The 15553-nt window shown below is 70.1% G+C and carries 16 protein-coding genes; 8 read left to right on the forward strand and 8 right to left on the reverse strand.

The window, feature by feature from the left end; genetic code table 11:
• The first annotated feature begins 18 nt into the window (after positions 1-18).
• The 5 genes from GUY59_RS18310 to GUY59_RS18330 all read left to right on the forward strand — a co-directional run bounded on the left by GUY59_RS18310 (position 19) and on the right by GUY59_RS18330 (position 4437).
• On the forward strand, positions 19-471 hold the full coding sequence (locus GUY59_RS18310; protein ID WP_138201055.1) for a VOC family protein: 453 nt from the start codon (positions 19-21) through the stop codon (positions 469-471).
• A gap of 932 nt (positions 472-1403) precedes the next feature.
• A complete protein-coding gene (locus GUY59_RS18315) occupies positions 1404-2672 on the forward strand; it encodes a serine hydrolase domain-containing protein (RefSeq protein ID WP_138201056.1) in 1269 nt (422 codons plus the stop codon).
• A 132-nt stretch (positions 2673-2804) separates the two neighbouring features.
• Positions 2805-2963 (forward strand): hypothetical protein, encoded by a 159-nt coding sequence (locus tag GUY59_RS18320; protein WP_161714594.1) that lies wholly within the window; start codon positions 2805-2807, stop codon positions 2961-2963.
• Between the two features lie 46 nt (positions 2964-3009).
• Complete coding sequence (locus GUY59_RS18325; protein WP_138201057.1) at positions 3010-3774, forward strand: MerR family transcriptional regulator; 765 nt, start codon at positions 3010-3012, stop codon at positions 3772-3774.
• A 489-nt stretch (positions 3775-4263) separates the two neighbouring features.
• Positions 4264-4437 carry a hypothetical protein gene (locus GUY59_RS18330; protein WP_161714595.1) on the forward strand — a complete coding sequence of 58 codons (174 nt, stop codon included), beginning with the start codon at positions 4264-4266 and terminating at the stop codon, positions 4435-4437.
• Between the two features lie 142 nt (positions 4438-4579).
• Here GUY59_RS18330 and GUY59_RS18335 read toward each other — a convergent pair whose 3' ends face one another.
• From GUY59_RS18335 to GUY59_RS18355, 5 genes are read right to left on the reverse strand one after another with little or no spacing between them, the layout of a single operon-like run.
• Positions 4580-6181 (reverse strand): N-acyl-D-amino-acid deacylase family protein, encoded by a 1602-nt coding sequence (locus GUY59_RS18335; protein ID WP_138201058.1) that lies wholly within the window; start codon positions 6179-6181, stop codon positions 4580-4582.
• Positions 6182-6207: 26 nt separating this feature from the next.
• Entirely contained in the window at positions 6208-7650 is a 1443-nt protein-coding gene (locus tag GUY59_RS18340) for a Na+/H+ antiporter NhaC family protein (RefSeq protein WP_138201059.1), read from the reverse strand.
• Positions 7651-7672: 22 nt separating this feature from the next.
• Positions 7673-8827, reverse strand: coding sequence for an o-succinylbenzoate synthase (gene menC, locus GUY59_RS18345; protein WP_138201060.1), 1155 nt, complete (start codon positions 8825-8827; stop codon positions 7673-7675).
• Between the two features lie 3 nt (positions 8828-8830).
• On the reverse strand, positions 8831-9499 hold the full coding sequence (locus GUY59_RS48770; protein WP_138201061.1) for a MurR/RpiR family transcriptional regulator: 669 nt from the start codon (positions 9497-9499) through the stop codon (positions 8831-8833).
• Positions 9496-10245 (reverse strand): GNAT family N-acetyltransferase, encoded by a 750-nt coding sequence (locus GUY59_RS18355; RefSeq protein WP_138201062.1) that lies wholly within the window; start codon positions 10243-10245, stop codon positions 9496-9498. The genes GUY59_RS48770 and GUY59_RS18355 overlap by 4 nt, the downstream gene beginning before the upstream one ends.
• Positions 10246-10490: 245 nt before the next feature.
• On the opposite strand from GUY59_RS18355, the gene GUY59_RS18360 reads away from it, so the two are divergent.
• The 3 genes from GUY59_RS18360 to GUY59_RS18370 all read left to right on the forward strand — a co-directional run bounded on the left by GUY59_RS18360 (position 10491) and on the right by GUY59_RS18370 (position 12363).
• Positions 10491-11693: a M20/M25/M40 family metallo-hydrolase gene (locus GUY59_RS18360; RefSeq protein ID WP_201761024.1), complete on the forward strand. Its 1203-nt coding sequence runs from the start codon at positions 10491-10493 to the stop codon at positions 11691-11693.
• A 235-nt stretch (positions 11694-11928) separates the two neighbouring features.
• The gene (locus GUY59_RS18365) at positions 11929-12117 is read left to right on the forward strand and encodes a hypothetical protein (RefSeq protein WP_138201063.1); all 189 of its coding nucleotides are present in this window, start codon (positions 11929-11931) and stop codon (positions 12115-12117) included.
• Positions 12118-12126: 9 nt separating this feature from the next.
• A complete protein-coding gene (locus GUY59_RS18370; RefSeq protein ID WP_138201064.1) occupies positions 12127-12363 on the forward strand; it encodes a hypothetical protein in 237 nt (78 codons plus the stop codon).
• Between the two features lie 23 nt (positions 12364-12386).
• Here the strand turns inward: GUY59_RS18370 and GUY59_RS18375 are convergent, their stop codons facing one another.
• Genes GUY59_RS18375 through GUY59_RS18385 form a run of 3 tightly spaced genes read right to left on the reverse strand, consistent with a single transcriptional unit; the run spans position 12387 to position 15534 of the window.
• The gene (locus tag GUY59_RS18375) at positions 12387-13145 is read right to left on the reverse strand and encodes an enoyl-CoA hydratase/isomerase family protein (protein WP_201761025.1); all 759 of its coding nucleotides are present in this window, start codon (positions 13143-13145) and stop codon (positions 12387-12389) included.
• Positions 13142-14353 (reverse strand): CaiB/BaiF CoA transferase family protein, encoded by a 1212-nt coding sequence (locus GUY59_RS18380; RefSeq protein ID WP_161714596.1) that lies wholly within the window; start codon positions 14351-14353, stop codon positions 13142-13144. Before GUY59_RS18380 ends, GUY59_RS18375 begins: the two co-directional genes overlap by 4 nt.
• A gap of 35 nt (positions 14354-14388) precedes the next feature.
• A complete protein-coding gene (locus GUY59_RS18385; protein ID WP_161714597.1) occupies positions 14389-15534 on the reverse strand; it encodes a glycoside hydrolase family 88 protein in 1146 nt (381 codons plus the stop codon).
• Positions 15535-15553: the final 19 nt, after the last annotated feature.

Below are 15553 nucleotides of genomic sequence, written 5' to 3' on the forward strand. Positions count from 1 at the left end.
CCGGGTCGCAGGGCAGGCATGGATCTCAGACTGGCCTCCTGCACCCTCACCGTCCACGACATCGAAGAGGCGCTCGGCTTCTACTGGGACGTGCTCGGCTTCGCCGTACGCGACGACGTCGAATTCGAGGGAATGCGGTGGACGAGCGTCAGCCCGCCCTCGCAGCCGGGCATGCAGATCTTACTCCAGCCGCCCGGCGCGGACCCAGGGGCCTCGCCGGTCGATCGGCAGGCCATCAAGGATCTGATCGCCAAGGGCCTGCTGAGCCGTCTGATCTTTCAGACCGACGACTGCGACGCCACCTTCGAGTACCTCGAGGCCGCAGGCGCCGAAGTGATGCAGGAACCGATCACCCAGCCTGACGGCGTCCGCGACTGCGCCTTCCTCGATCCCTCCGGCAACATGCTGCGATTCACCCAGCCACTTGGGTCGCGGCGGACACACGCCGCGACAGACCACCCGGCGACCTGAACGCGGCCACGGGCACAAGCCGCCTGTCGTCGCCGCCCTTGGGACAGGCACATCTGGTTGAAGGTGCCGAAGAGGCACTCGTCCTTTCCGCGGCCGCGCGGTTGGCCGGGCAGCGAGAACACTGCGCGGATGCGCAGGTCGGCCATCACCTGTTCTGGGCCTAGCTGTAGCCTCCGGGGATCTTGGCCGGATAAAGCTGACCCGTCCAGGCAGGGCCGTGACGAGCCGCCCGACATGACCGGTCGCCTGGAATGCGTCCGGGAGGTGCGGCCAGGGACCTGAGCACGTCACGAAGGCAGGCCGGCCCCGGGTCGCCGCACGGGGCCACCGCACGGGGCCGCTGGGCGGCGGGCCGGTGCCCGGTGGACGGCAACCCGCGCCGGCCTCACCCGCGCCTCGCCGGCACCCGCTGATCGGGTCGTGCTGCTGGCACGCGGTGAGGCCGGGGAACTGGCCTGCACCGGGTTCCGGACGATCGGCGTACGCAGAGAATCGAATCCGCCCTGTGGGCTTGACCTTGACGCTGCGTCAGCCCTCCATGCTGGCTGTCATGAGCAGCCCTCCCACAAGCAATCGGGTACAGGGGCCGGCGATCCACGTGCAGGATCTGGAGAAGTCGTACAAGGAGCCGCGGTGTTGCGCGCCGTGGACTTCGAGGTGGCCACTTGTGTCTTCTGCGCGTAGGCGCCGTCCGATCGGAAGGGCCCCGGGAGGTGCTGGAACATCCCTCCGAGGTCGCGCCCGCTACAGCAGAGCGCGGTGAACGGAACCCGATCCGCGAAGTCGTCCGGGGCGGACCCTGTGGAGTTCGCCGAGGACTCTCCTCGGAGCCACGCGGAGAGTCAGTGGATCAGTCCGAGGGGAACAGCTGACCAGCGCCATCGATGGCGGCACCCGGGCGGCAAAACCGTAACGAGAGAATGGATATCCGAATGACAGCCAATGAGGGCCGCGACAACCGCTCCCTGAGTGGTGGTGACGATCTCGAGCACGGTGCAGCGGAAGGCTGGGGAAAGCTCGCTGACGCGTTCCGCGCGAACTTCGAGGCGCCCGGCGAGGTCGGCGCGGCGTGCAGCGTGTACGTGGGCGGCCGTCCCGTCGCCAACCTGTGGGGCGGGCTCGCCGATCGCGAGGCGAACCGACCGTGGAGCGAGGACACGATCGTCCAGGTTGCATCCACGACGAAGGGCGCCACCGCAATCTGTGCCCATATGCTGGCACAGCGCGGTGAGCTGGATCTGGACGCCCCGGTGGCCCGGTACTGGCCGGAGTTCGGCGCCAACGGCAAGGAACAGATCAAAGTGCGCTGGCTGCTGTCACACCAGGCCGGCCTCCCGCTCGTCGACGGACCGCTGGCGTTCGAGCAGGCGTGCGCGTGGCACCCGGTCATCCGTGCACTCGAGTCGCAGGAGCCGCTGTGGGAGCCGGGCACAGAGCACGTCTACCACGCCGTCACCTACGGGTTTCTGGTCGGGGAGGTCGTGCGTCGGATCACCGGCAAGTCACTCGGCGCGTTCTTCGCCGAGGAGGTGGCCGCCCCGCTCGGGCTGAGCGCTTGGATCGGGATGCCCGAGGAACACGAGGACCGGGTGGCCCGGCTCCACTACGCCGCTCCGTTCAGGGTAGAAGAGTTGCTCGCCGGGATGATCGCGACCACTGGGCTCGATGCGGACACGGTCACCGCCTGGGTCGAATCCATGTGGAGCCCGGGCTCGATCCAGATGCGCGCCGGCGAGCTCGGTGGCGCCTTGGACAACGCGTCTGGGGAGTATACGTTGACGCGTGCCTGGCGCGCGGCGGAGTTCCCGGCCGCGAACATGCTTGCGGACGCGCGCTCGCTGGCGCGCATGTACGCTGCCACGGTCAGCGACGTCGACGGGGTTCGGCTGCTCGATCCGTCAACGGTTGAGAGGATGACAGCCGTCCAGACGGACAAGACACGGATGTACGGACTGCCGCCGGGCCTGGACATCCCGGCCGACCGCTCCTTCTACATGTCGCTGGGGTTCTGGCGAGCATGCCCTCCAGTGCCGATGGTCGGGCCTGGGTCGTTCGGCCACCCGGGTTCCGGCGGATCGATCGCCCTCGGCGACCCCGATGCCGGTGTTGGCTTCGGCTACGTCACAAACCTTTGGAATTTCCGGCCCGACGATCCGCGGGCGTCGAACCTGGCCAAGGCCGTCCGGTCCTGCCTTGGTTGAGAGCCCGCGTGTGACGGAACTCCGGGCGACGCTGCAAGGAGTATGTGCACCACCCGCTGCCCGGCAGCCTGCTCATCACGATCGCGTCGGGCATCGCCGACACCGCCTTGCGGCTCTTGATGGACATCCAAGATGGACCAGCCGGTGGCCTGCATCATCAACGCGATCCGCGGCCTGCTCACACAGCGACCGGTCGGCACCGACATCTGGACCGTCCTCGCTTGGTGCGTCGGCATGCGCAACGTTGCCTACATCTTCGCCAACATCTCCCACTGTGGCAGGATCTCCTGAGTTGGCGTCGACCGGGTGTGGGCGAGTTTGAGGGCAGGATCAGAGCATGTTGACGATCGGTCAACTGGCGGCTTATGCCAGCGTCACGGTGCGGGCGGTGCGGCACTATCACCAGATCGGACTCCTGCCAGAGCCGGAGCGGGATGCCTCGGGTTACCGGCGGTACGGCGCAACGGCAGTCGTGTCCCTCATCAAGATCCGCACCCTCGCCAACGCCGGCGTGCCGCTGTCTCAGATCGGTCAGATGCTCGAAGCAGACGCATCGACCTTTACCGAAGCGGTCCGAAGGATCGACAGCCACCTGCGCGACGAGATCGAACGGCTTGACGCCAGCCGCAAGCAGATCGCGCAGCTCGCTGCCGGGGACAGCCTGGCGCTCCCTCCGGAGGTGGTCGCCTTTCTCGATCGGCTCCGGGAGATCGGGGTGTCAAAGCGGGTGGTGGAGGGTGAGCGGTACGGGTGGATCCTGGTTGCGGCTCGCTGGCCCGACCACATCCCCGAGGTTATGCACTGGAAGCTCGCGCAGCTCGAGGACCCGCAACTCGTTCGGCTCTATCGGATCCTGTCGGAGATCTTAGATGGCGGCGCAGGCGACGACCCGCGTCTGGAGGAAGCCGCCGACATCCTGGCCGGCCTGGCGGAGCAGGCATACGCCTCCGGCGAGATGACGCACCACGATCTGGCGTTTGACCTTCTCGACGCACTTGCCGCCGAGTCCAACCCACGGTCCGAGCGGATGCAGGACCTGATGCGCGAGCGTGGCTGGTCCGGTTGGACCCGGCCGGAGCGGCTGGCGGAGCCGCTCGGCTAAGCCCGGGCGTCGGGATTCGCTGCCGAGGCGACGATCACCATGCCGAGAACGCCGCCACCCGTCGACATCGGTCGGCTCCCTGCGCTGGTTCGCCCGGACCGGGAGGACCAACAGGCTCACCCTGCCGACCAGGAAGATCACGACCCGGCGCCGATCAACCGGCACCGCCGTCTTGAGCTGATACGCGGCCTGCTCAGCGCGCTGGCGGCTCTGGCCCGCAATCGGTGGTGGCGCTAAGTGAACAGCTGCCAGGCTGGGTCGTGCTCAAGATCGACGACCTTACGGGTGGGGTGTTCGCCGGACACCTCACCTCTCGATCGGTCGACGGTGAACGTGGAACCGTCCGCGCACCCGCTCCCGCTCCGGCGGCGCATCCAGCGCCTCGGTCGGGATAGGCGCGTTGCCCGCCGAAGGACGCGGACGGGACGGAGCCGCCGTAGTACTCCGCGGCAGGGAAAGCCGGCCACCGGCCGCCGGCCGCGACGGGTGATGACGCTGCCGATCAGCCTGCTGCGGGACGACTTCGTGGTCTTCGGAATCCGGCCATCCGATGCCGACCTGGCCGCTGTCACCGACGAGGTCTTCCTTCCGCTCCTGGGTTACGCGCCACCTTCCAGCGTGGTTCGGAATCGCGATCGTCCGTCGAGCGAGCATCGGGAGTGATTGGCGCTGTCCGAGTGCGGTTCGCGAGTCTCGCGTGCCGTCCGGCGTTGATCGGACCTTCCGCCAGGCCAATCGAGGGCTTCACGCTGCCTGATCCTGGACGCTCGGCATGGACCTTCCCCTATGACAACCCCAAGGCCGGTCAGGGGCCAGGCCGGCGCAGCACCATGCCCGGCCGCGCGCCGGTGGGCGAGCCGTCGGCGAGTACGGCGACGCCGGCCACCAGGACGGCGGCGAAGCCGGTGGACAGCCGCCAGGGATCCGTGTAGGTCGAGCGGTCGGCGACGTTATCGGGATCGAAGACGGCTATGTCGGCCACCGCTCCCTCGGTGAGGCGGCCGCGGTCGGCCATTCCCAGCCGCCGCGCCGGTAGCCCGGTCATCTTGCGTACGGCCTCGGGCAGGCTGAGCACGCCGAGTTCGCGAACGTAGCGTCCCAGCACCCGCGGGTAGGTGCCGAAGCTGCGCGGGTGCGGCAGCCCCGCGCCCTGCGGCCGCAGCACCCAGCCGTCGCTGGCGACCGACACCATCGGGTGACGCAGCACCGTGACGACGTCCTCCTCGCTCATCGCGTGGTTGACGATCTTCACCGAGGCGTGGTGTGCCGCGAGAACGCGAAGCGCGGCCTCCGCCGGATCGGTGCCTTCACGCCGCCCGATCTCGGCGATGCTGTCGCCGACGGCACCGCTGTAGGGTCCGTCCCCCAGCTCGGCGATGACGACCCCGTCGGGGTCGACGTCGCGGCCGAAGCGGGATCTCAGGCCCTCGGCCACCCGTTCGCGATCGGCGGGGTCGGCCAGCCTGTGCAGCAGCGCGGAAGGCCCGCCGTCCATGCTCCACAGAGGGAGCCGCGAGGTCAGGGTGGTGCTGGAGGCGGTGTACGGGTACACGTCGGCGGCGGCGTCCACGCCGCGATCCCGTGCCCCGTCCAGTTCGGCGAGCGCGGTGACGACGGAGCCGTGGTTCTCCGGTCCCATCGCCTTGAGGTGGGAGATTTCCAGCCGTCCGCCGGCGGCCTCCGCCGCGCCCAGCGCCTCCCGTACGGCCGGCAGCAGCGCCCCGGACTCGTTGCGCATGTGCGTCGAGTACAGCAGGCCCGCGGCCGCGGCTTCGGCCACCAGAGCGCGTACCTCCTCCTCGGTGGCGAAGGAACCCGGAGCGTAGATCAGGCCGGTGGAGAAGCCGTAGGCGCCCTGGGCCGCCGCCGCGCGGAGCAGCGTGCGCATCGCGTCGAGCTCGACGGGCTCGGGGGGCCGTTCCGCTCCCCCCATGACGGCGACCCGCAGTGCCGCGTGCCCGACCTGCAACGCCAGGTTGACGGCGGGCCGCGCGCCGGACACCGTGGCCGCGAACCCCCCGGTGTCGGCGAAGTCCCACCCGGTCTCGGGAGCGAGGAAGTCGCTCCACTCGCGCAGCAGGCCCGCCGCATCCTGCGGGAACGGCGACCACCCGCAGTTCCCCGTCACCAGGGTCGTCACTCCCTGGTGGAGCTGGGTGGTGGCCTGAGGCCAGCCTTCGACGCTGAAGTCGGCGTGCGAGTGCAGGTCGATGAAGCCCGGCGTGACCGCCAGACCTGACGCGTCGACGGTGGTGCGGCCCCTCGGCGGGTCACCGTCGGCGGGGCGGGCGATCCGGGTGATCCGCCCGCCGTCGAGGCCGAGATCAGCCCGGTAGCCGGGGGCGCCGGTGCCGTCGATCAGGGTGCCGCCACGGACAACGGTGTCGTGCTCTGTCACTGTGCTCATCCTCCACGTGGTGCGACGTTCGGCTCTCATGGGGACAGGAGGAGCAGGATGACCGTGTACATCAGGCAGGACGGCACCAGCAGCGCCCACCCTGTGATCATCATGTTCCGCAGGTTCGAGGAGCGTGCCAGCCCCATCGCGCCGACCATGTTGCCGTTGGGGAAGGGCCCGTAGGTGTCGGCCTTGGAGGCGAACAGCAGCACGATCGTCCACGCGCCGACGCCTACGCCGATATGCGTGGCCAGATCGCCGAAGACCTTGTCGAGCAGCACCACCTGGGCCGCCGTCGCCCCCGGCACGCCGACCCAGCCCAGCAGCGCGATGAGGATCGTGAACACGAAGGGGGAACTGCCCGCCAGGCTCTCGCCGTACATGTCCAGGATCACCTTGAAGGGCGCGAGCTTGTCGATCGTGATGAACAGTCCCGCCAGCAGCCAGAAGAGCAGGAAGATGCTGATCAGCCGGGAGGCGCCCCGGTAGAGCAGTTCGATGATCTCCTTGGGGCCGAGGCCGCTCGCCAGGCCCGTGACCAGGCCGAGCACCGGCAGGGCGAGCAGCGGGAACGCCGTCCCCGCCCTGGTGACCGTCGCGTAGACGACGCTGACGAGCAGCACGATCAGGAAGGCGGCCGTGGCCCGGCCCGCGCCCGCGTTCGGCACGTCCGCGTCGCTCGCCGCGCCGACCTCGGCCTCGCTGTAGTAGTCGTCGGCGCGCTCGGTCCTGCGCTGCATCCACGGGACCACGATGAGCCCCATGATCAGCGAGAGCGCCGCGAGCGGTCCGGCTCCATAGCCCAGGTAGCCGAGGTAGCCGATCTCGGCCGCGTCCATGATGGCCACGTTGGACCCCGCGAAAGGCGCGATGGTCAACCCGGCGCAGCCGCCGATGAACATCATCGACGCGGTCGCCGACCGGGTGAAGCCCATTCTCGCGGTGATCGGCAGCAGGATGGGAGCCGCGATGGCCAGCGCCCCGGCCAGGGTGCCCAGGCTGGTCACCAGCAGCAACGAGGCCACCATGACGCCCAGGACCACGGCGGAGCGGCTCTTCTCGCCCACGACGCGCATGACCCCGCGCACGATGGTCCCGGCCACGCCGGTGACCTTCAGGATCTCGCCGACGCCGGACCCCAGCATGATGATCAGTCCGATCATCGTCACCTGGTCGGCCAGGGAGTCACCGAGCAGCGCGCCGATCTCGAGCGGCGGCATCCGGGCGACCAGCACCCCTGACAGCAGGGCGACGACCGTGGCGATCACGATGTCCATGCCGAGCAGGGACAGCAGCGCGTACAGCGCGATCGGCAGCAGGCCCCAGAGGGTCGGGCCGTTCCCGAGGAAACCGGCGCAGACCGAGGCCACCAGGCCGATCAGGGCGATGACGTTGGTCAGCCTGTTACGCCCGGGTGAGGTTTCGACGGCATAGGCGTTGGTGTCGTTCTCGCGGGAGGTGCCGGAGGAGGCGCTCATGTGCTTTCTCTCTGCGCGGAGGTCAGGCTGCGGATGGGGAGCCGCGGCGGGGGGACTCCGCGGGGGCGGTGATCGTGGTTTCCTTCAGCCGGTTCTCGCCGATGAAGGCGACATCGACGGTGTGACCCAGCCCCGGCCCGTCCGGTACCCGGACGACGCCCTGATCGGCGACGACCTCCGGCTGGACGACGTCGCGGGCGTAGTACTTGGCCGAGGCGGACACGTCGGAGGGCAGGGTGAAGCCCGGGAGGCTGGAGAGGGCCACGTTGGCTGCGCGGCCGATGCCGAACTCGTGCATGCCGCCGCACCACACGTCCACGCCGTGCTCCCGGGCGAGATCGTGGGCCGCCACGGCGGCCGAGAGCCCGCCCATCCGCGACACCTTGATGTTGAGCACCCGGCCGGCTCCCAGCGCGAGCGCCGTGCGCAGGTCATCGATGGTGTCGACGGACTCGTCGAGGCACACCGGCGTCCGTACGCTGCGCTGCAGGGCGGCGTGGGCGACCAGGTTGCGCGGCGCGAACGGCTGCTCGATCATCAGCAGCCCGAAGTCGTCCAGGCCGCGCAGCACGGCGAGTTCCTCCGCCGTCTCGCCGTAGGCACCGTTGGCGTCGACGTGGACGGCCAGATCCGGGAACGCCTCGCGGACCAGCCGTACCGGTTCGGTGTCCCAACCTGGGGCGATCTTCAGCTTGACCCTCGGGTAACCGGCGTCGACCTGGCGGCGTACCTGTTCGAGGAGCGCGTCGTAGGTGGGTTCGATGCCCAGCGACACCCCCGCCACGACCTCGCCGCGGGTCCCCCCCAGTGCCTTGGCCAGCGAGACTCCGCGGACCCCCGACCACAGGGCCCAGCCGGCGGCGTCGACGCCCGCGATCGCGAAGCGGTTGCCGCGCACCTTGCGCCAGAGCCGGGGGAACTCCGCCGGATGCTCCCAGACGGCGTCGACGACGGAGGGCAGCACATACCGTTCGGCGATGTGCCAGCAGGTCTCGGTGGTCTCAGGGCAGTAGAAGGGGTCGGACGGAGAGGCGATCTCGCCCCACCCCTCGGCTCCCGACTCGTCCACCAGCCGCACCAGGATGTGGTCGAGATGAGTCTTGCGATGGGAACTGGTCTGGAACGCGTGCACCAGCGGCAGCCGCACGAGGTGCAGCGACGCTTCGACGATGCGCATGGTTCAGTCCTCCAGATAGTTGCCGAGGGCGTGGCTGAGCCGGTCGCGTTCCGCGAGCCTGCGCCGGGCGCCCTTCGAACTGGCGGTGGCCAGGGTGGTCAGCAGGTGCACGACCGCGGCGACCGCCGTGGGAGAGTCGGCGTAGGAGGCGCTGTCGGTCCGTACGACGATGGTTTCGGCCGCGATGGAGGCCAGTGGCGCCCGCGCGTCGTCGGTGATGGCCACCACCGCGCCGCCGGCCTCGGCGAAATGCCGGGCGGCGACGACCGTCTCGCGGCGGTATCGGCGCAGCGACACCGCGACCAGCACGTCGTTCTGGCTCACCTCGCTGAGCACGTCGAGGACCCGCACCACGGCGCCGTCGACGAGGGTGACATGGGAGAGTCCGGCGGACAGGTCGGTGGCCAGCAGCGAGGCGTAGGCGAACGACTTGCCGTACCCGGTGACGAAGCGCCGCCGCGCGGCCACCACGGCGGCGGCGGCCCGGGTCGCGGAGCCGTCGGCGGTGATCCGCTCCAGGGCCTCGCCGAGATTGCGGGTCTCCTGCTCGATGACCTTCTGCTGTAACGCCTCGGCCGAGGAGCGGCGTTGCAGCCGGGCGCCGAAGCGCTCGCCGGGGCTGCTCAGCCTCCGGTTCTCGGCGTGGGCGAGTTCGAGGTCGCCGGTCGTCACAGGGCACGCTCCAAGCGGTAAAGGGCGGTCTGGGGGGTGTACGGCAAGCAGGACACGGCCGCCCACCCGTCATTCATCAGCGGTGCGAGTGCGGCTGCCAGATCGGTGCGCACCCGTGCCGCGTGAAGCGGGTCCCGCGCGGCGAGAGCGGTGTAGTCGGACGGGATCGGCAACCAGATCCGGTCGCCGTCGGAGACCGGTCGGGCCCAGTCGCCCAGGTCAGCGGGGGGATCATCCTGGGCGGGTGCGCGGGATCCCGGATCGGTGCCGAGATCCCAGTCGACGAGGAGGCGGTCGGAGTCGTCGTCGTAGAAGCCGCCGTGGAACCAGCGTGCGACCGCGCCCAGCACGTCCAGGTTGAAGTGCGCGTTACGCGCGATCAGGGGGTCGTAGGTCCAGCGCATCCGGGTGACGCCCCAGCCCAACGCGACCTCGCGCTGGGCCGACTTGAGCGCCCGGCCCAGACCGCACCCCTGGTGGCTGGGGTGGACCACGGCCGCCTGGGAGTAGTGGTAGGAGCTGGTCCCGTCCGTGGCCTGGAAACCGAAGGCGAAGGCGATGACGCGGTCGCCGTCACGCGCGCCGACGACGGAGCCGCCGTTGTCGCGCAGGGCGGTGAGCAGTCGCGGGCTGGCGCCCTGGCGCAGATCGGTGTAGCCGAACACGTCCCGGTAGAGCGTGGTCGCCTGACCGAGCTCGTCCGGGGTGGTGAGGGTCCTGACCACCGGCGTTGTGGTTGACGTCATGGGGGCGGGGTGCTCCTGCAACGAAGATCTGATGTCGGGGATTCGTACCTCAAAGTCGCATCTAGAGTAGGTATCAACATGCCCTCAATGCTGTCAATGCGTCCTGAACTGCGCAAAGTAGCGACATAGGCGCCGAAACCGCGTGACAGCCGGTCCATCGCGACGAATATACGTCACATATCATGCTCTTCGACGCAAGGGCGGTCCGCACTGGGCCGCCTGCCCTCCAACCCCGAGGACAGCAGATGATCAGCGTCGGATCCCCCGACGACGGTACGGCGGGCACCCCGGCCACCGGGCTTCGTGAGGCGGCCCAGGCGCGCGCGGCGGAGATGACGGCACGGGTGCGCCGCTACGTGGAACACGAGACCCCCACCGGCGACGCCGAGGCGCTCAACGCGCTCGCCGACCTGCTGGTGGCCCGCTACACCGAGCTCGGCGGCGTCGCCCGCCGGGTCGGCGAGCCTACCGGCGACCACGTCACGGCCGACTTCCCCGGCTCCCCCGGACGAGCGGACGAGGCTCCGCTGCTGTTCATCGGCCACCACGACACGGTGTGGCCGAAAGGCCAGCTGGCAGGGCCGATGCCCTGGCAGGTGACGGAGTCGGCCGAGCACGGCACCCTCGCGCACGGGCCCGGCGTCTTCGACATGAAAAGCGGCCTGGTGGTGATGGAGACGGCCCTGGAAGTGGCCGCGCGCGCCGGCGTCCGGCACCGGCCGGTACGCGTGGTCGTGGTGGCCGACGAGGAGATCGGCTCCCCTACGTCCAGCACCCTGGTCAGGGAACGCGCGGAGGGCGCGTTCGCCGCACTCGGCTTCGAGTCCCCGCACCCCGGCGGCGCGCTCAAGCGCGGGCGACGCGGCAGTACCCGGCTGCGACTGAACGTGCACGGTCGCGCGGCGCACGCCGCGCTCGACCCCGAGAAAGGGATCTCGGCGATCGACGAGCTGGTCGACCAGCTCGTCAGGTTGCGCGAGGTCGTCGGCAGGCATTCCCGAGGAGTCCTGTGCAACGTCGGCACGCTGTCGGGCGGCGGCAAGACCAACGTGGTGCCCGAACGTGCCTCGGCCGACATCGGACTGCGCTTCGCCGACGCGGCCGTGGAAGGCGCGGTGCTCGCCGAGCTGACCGCCCTCACACCGGTGCGCGAAGGGGCGCGGGTCCGGACGGAGATCCTGTCCAGCAGGCCCACATGGGCGTTCGATGGCCCCGACGATCCCTTCAGCGCCGCCGTACGTACGGCAGGGCAGCGGCTGGGCCAGGACATCACCGCCGAACCCGCAGCAGGGGCCGCCGACACGAACACGGCCGGCTCGCTGGGCCTGCCCACACTCGACGGATTCGGCCCCCTCGGGGCCGGCGCGCACGCGCCGCACGAGCGGATCGTGCTGTCCACTCTGCCCGGGCGCGCGGCCCTGGTCGCCGCCATCCTCGCCGAGCTCTGACCGCACGCCACGTGCCTGGACCCGCCCCTCCCCCTGGAGACCGCCACCACCGACAGCGCCGCCGCGCCTAGCATCAGGATCGGAGGCAGCGGGATCCGTGCCGTGAAAGGCACGTCGAAGTTGAGCACGGCCGGCGAGAGCGCGCGGGGATCGCCAGCGGGCCGGATCAGCCAGTACAGGTGCATTTGGGCATCGAGGAGCCGCACTCGTCCTGGCCGCCCAGGGCGGCGACACGATGGCGATGAACGACCTGCTGGCGGAGCCGACACCGTTCCTCGGCCGGATCTGCGGACCCATCGCACTCGACAGCGGCCAGAACGCTGTCCAGGAGAGCGGCGTGCTCACCACCGACTGCTCGTTCTCCCTCGCCTGCGTACGGGTCGCCGGTGCGTCCAGGATCAACCAGGGCGGGGTCACGTGTTAATCCGGCCCGGTGAGCTTCGGCATAGGTCTGGACGGGCCCGAGCCGGGAGCCAAGTTCTCCTACCGGTGGATCGTGGACGGCAAGGTCTTCGAGAAGGGCTCCAGAAGCCTGCCGTCCTACGTCCTGAGCGACTGTTTCGGCTCCAAGAAGCAGGTCACCATGGACCTGGGCACCTCGCACAAGGTCGTCTTCCAGCTCGCCTCGCCGCAGCGGCTGTCGAAGTCGGCCACGTGGGTCATGTGCTGAGACCGACAAGTGCGCGGGCGCGGTCAGCGGCTGCTGCGCTTCTCCACGAACGCGCGGATCGCGTCGGCCGCCTCGGTGGTGGCGAAGAGCCGGTCCAGCGCCGCGCGCTCCTCCCGGCGCCCGTGCGGCGCCAGATCGATCACCCGGCACGCCTCGGCGACCGCACGCATCGGTCGCGTGGCGAGTCGCTCGGCGATGGCGGTGGCGACCGCGAGGGCGCGACCGGACGCGCATACGGTGGTGACGAGGCCGAGGTCCGCCGCGGTGGCGGCATCCATCTGCTCCCCGAGCAGGACGATCGCCTTCGCCCGGCGGGGACCCACCTGGGCGGTGAGCCGTTGGGTACCACCCCACCCCGGCAGCAGACCGAGGCCGACCTCCGGCAGCCCGAAGCGGGCGTCCTCGGCAGCGACGACCAGGTCGCAGGCGAGCACGCACTCGAAGCCGCCGCCCACCGCGACACCTTCGACCGCCGCGATCACGGGCACGGGGGAATCGGCGATCTCGTCGCACATCGCGTTCGCCTCGTCCATCAACGTGGCGATCGCGGCGAGGTCTCCTTCGGCGTAGGTGCCGATGTCGGCCCCTGCGCTGAACACCGGCGAACCGGTCAGAACGACCGTCCGCACCTCCGCTTCCCGCGACGCCGACCGCAGAGCCGCCCGGACGCCGCGAACGATGGGCAGGTTGATGGCGTTGCGCTTGCGGGGCCGGTCGATGCTCACGACGAGTACGGCGCCGTCACGGCGGATCCGCACCGCGGCCGTGTCCGGGGCGGTCACGATGCGTCCTCCGTGCGGCCGGCGATCCCACGGGCGACGAGGCCCTCGACCTCGTCCTCGGTGAAGCCGGCCTCGCGCAGCACCTCGTCGGTGTGCTGGCCGAGCAGCGGTGCCGGGTCGTAGCGGCGGCCGGTCGCGGCGGACATCCGGATCGGGTTGTCGACCACGTTCACCTGGCCGAGTCGCGGCTGGTCGAGCGTGCGTACGACATCGTTGTGCACGACCTGCGGATGCGCGAGCACCTCGTCGTAGTCGAGGACGGGGCCGCAGAGGATGCCCGCCGCGCCCAGACGCTCGAGCACCTCGTCGGTGCCGAACCGCTCCAGTTCGCCATCCATGATCTTCCACAGCGCCGCCCGGTTCTGCTGCTGCGACTCGGCCGTCGCGAACTCGCTGCGCCGGGTCAGGTCGTCGGTCCCGAGCGCCGTGCACACGTCGCGCAGGGGTTCGGGCCGGAACAGACCCACGATCGTCACCCAGCCGTCGGCCGTCTTGAAGGCTCCGACGAAGTTGTCGCGTTCCCAGTGGATCTCGTGGCGGCGCATCATCCATGCGGTCATCTCCTGCATCTGCTGGAACACCACGGTGTCGATCAGCGATACGTCCACCCGCTGGCCCCGGCCCGAGGTCGACCGCTCGATCAGCGCCATCAAGATGCCCTGCACGAGTGCCATGCCGGCGCCGAAGTCGATGAACGGGACAGGGTAGATGCTCGGACGGCCGTCGTCACCGCGGTTGTGCCAGGCGGCCCCGCCGAACGACTGCAGCGCCATGTCCTGGCCGCCGAGGTCGCGCAGCGGGCCGGTGTCGCCGAATCCGGTGCCGTAGGCGTAGACCAGGCGCGGGAATCGCTCGCGCAGGGCCTCCCACCCGAGTCCCATCCGCTCGGCCACGCCGGCGCGGTAGTTGGAGACCAGCACGTCGGTGTCGGCCAGCAGCCGCATCACCACGTCAAGTGCCTCGGGCTGCTTCAGGTCGAGCACGATCGAGCGCTTGTTGCGATTGAGCGAGATGAACGACGCGCTGTCCTCTATGCCGTCGGACTCCGTGTCGATCGACCGGCTGATGTCGCCGACGCGCGGTCGCTCGATCTTGATCACGTCGGCGCCGAAGTCGGCGAGGATCTGGGTCGCCTGCGGACCGAACTGCACCTGGCTGAGGTCCACGACGCGTACGCCGGCCAGGGGCAGGGGTCGTGAGTCACTCACGGGTACTCCTCCTGTGGTGGTGGGTCGGAGCCGGCTCAGATCCGGCCGGCCGGGACCACGCCGGTCAGGACCATCAGCGACTCGAGCAGGAAGTAGCTGCCGAAGACCAGCTCGACGTTCGTCGCCGCGTCCTGCCGGCGCACGGTGCCGCGACGCGTGAAGCATCCGCCGGTGAGCATGCCGGCCGGTCGTCCATCTGTGTCGTCGGTCGGCGTCAGATAGCGGTCGACCACGGCGTGAGCCGTGCGCTCGGCGAAGTCGCGATATGGCGCGCCGTCCTCGCCGAGCGCGTGTGCGAGCCGCAGCGCGGCTGCGATGGCCATCGTGGTCGCTGCGGTGTCGCGGTCGGTGTCGGGAATCGCGGGGTCGTCGAAGTCCCAGAAGGCGATCAAATCCTCGGGGACGTGCGCGATCCACCAGTCGATGGTGCGGCGGGCGACGTCTCGCCACCGCGGGTCCTCGGGGCGTACGACGGCCGCGTGCGCGGCGTACAGCATCGCCCAGCCCTGCGCGCGACCCCACGTGCTCCGGTCGTCGTAGCCCTTGTGGGTATGGGTGCGCAGCACCCGGCCGTCCTCCGGGTCAAGGGTGGAGGACTGGACAACCGAGCCATCCTGCCGCACGTGGATCTCCAAGACCCGTTCCAGGTGCCGCGTGGCGATCTTGTCGAACGTCTCGTCGCCGGTGTGGTCCGCCGCCCAGAAGAGCAGGGCGATGGCCTGGAGCGAGTCGATGCTGCTCTCGGCGGCGCCGACGGAGCTCGCCTCTTCCGCGTCCTCCCCGAGCGGGATCAGTCCGAGCCGCTCGTCGTACATGTCCGTGAGCACCCGCGCCGCCCTCAGCGCGATCATGTCGGTGCCGGCGTGGTCGACCAGCCGGGTGGCGGCCGCGGCGCCGAAGTAGAATCCGAAGCCCTTGAAGGCGGTGCGGTGATCCAGCCGGGGCAGCATCAGATCCAGCGCCGCCCGGGCGTGCGCGGCGCTGACCCGGGCGGGATCGAACGCGTGGGCGAGCCAGAGCTCACCTACGTACGCGCCACCGGTCCAGTCGCCGTCGGGGGTGACCGTCCAGTCGCCGGTCTCGCCCGAAGCCCAATGGGGTAGCCCACGCGACAGCACCGAACGGCTCCGGACGGCGCGCTCCACCATCCGTTCGCGCGCGAGTGCTAGTGATGTGCTCATGGAAGTCCTCCCGGGCGGG

This window comes from Nonomuraea sp. K271, assembly GCF_009908215.1.
GTDB classification, from domain to species: Bacteria; Actinomycetota; Actinomycetes; order Streptosporangiales; family Streptosporangiaceae; genus Nonomuraea; species Nonomuraea longispora.

Excerpts from the sequence above, each read along its gene's own strand:
- GUY59_RS18310 (WP_138201055.1), top strand. The coding sequence starts at position 19 with ATGGATCTCAGACTGGCCTCCTGCACCCTCACCGTCCACGACATCGAA.
- GUY59_RS18315 (WP_138201056.1), top strand. The coding sequence starts at position 1,404 with ATGACAGCCAATGAGGGCCGCGACAACCGCTCCCTGAGTGGTGGTGAC.
- GUY59_RS18320 (WP_161714594.1), top strand. The coding sequence starts at position 2,805 with ATGGACCAGCCGGTGGCCTGCATCATCAACGCGATCCGCGGCCTGCTC.
- GUY59_RS18325 (WP_138201057.1), top strand. The coding sequence starts at position 3,010 with ATGTTGACGATCGGTCAACTGGCGGCTTATGCCAGCGTCACGGTGCGG.
- GUY59_RS18330 (WP_161714595.1), top strand. The coding sequence starts at position 4,264 with ATGACGCTGCCGATCAGCCTGCTGCGGGACGACTTCGTGGTCTTCGGA.
- GUY59_RS18335 (WP_138201058.1), bottom strand. The coding sequence starts at position 6,181 with ATGAGCACAGTGACAGAGCACGACACCGTTGTCCGTGGCGGCACCCTG.
- GUY59_RS18340 (WP_138201059.1), bottom strand. The coding sequence starts at position 7,650 with ATGAGCGCCTCCTCCGGCACCTCCCGCGAGAACGACACCAACGCCTAT.
- menC (WP_138201060.1), bottom strand. The coding sequence starts at position 8,827 with ATGCGCATCGTCGAAGCGTCGCTGCACCTCGTGCGGCTGCCGCTGGTG.
- GUY59_RS18355 (WP_138201062.1), bottom strand. The coding sequence starts at position 10,245 with ATGACGTCAACCACAACGCCGGTGGTCAGGACCCTCACCACCCCGGAC.
- GUY59_RS18360 (WP_201761024.1), top strand. The coding sequence starts at position 10,491 with ATGATCAGCGTCGGATCCCCCGACGACGGTACGGCGGGCACCCCGGCC.
- GUY59_RS18365 (WP_138201063.1), top strand. The coding sequence starts at position 11,929 with ATGGCGATGAACGACCTGCTGGCGGAGCCGACACCGTTCCTCGGCCGG.
- GUY59_RS18385 (WP_161714597.1), bottom strand. The coding sequence starts at position 15,534 with ATGAGCACATCACTAGCACTCGCGCGCGAACGGATGGTGGAGCGCGCC.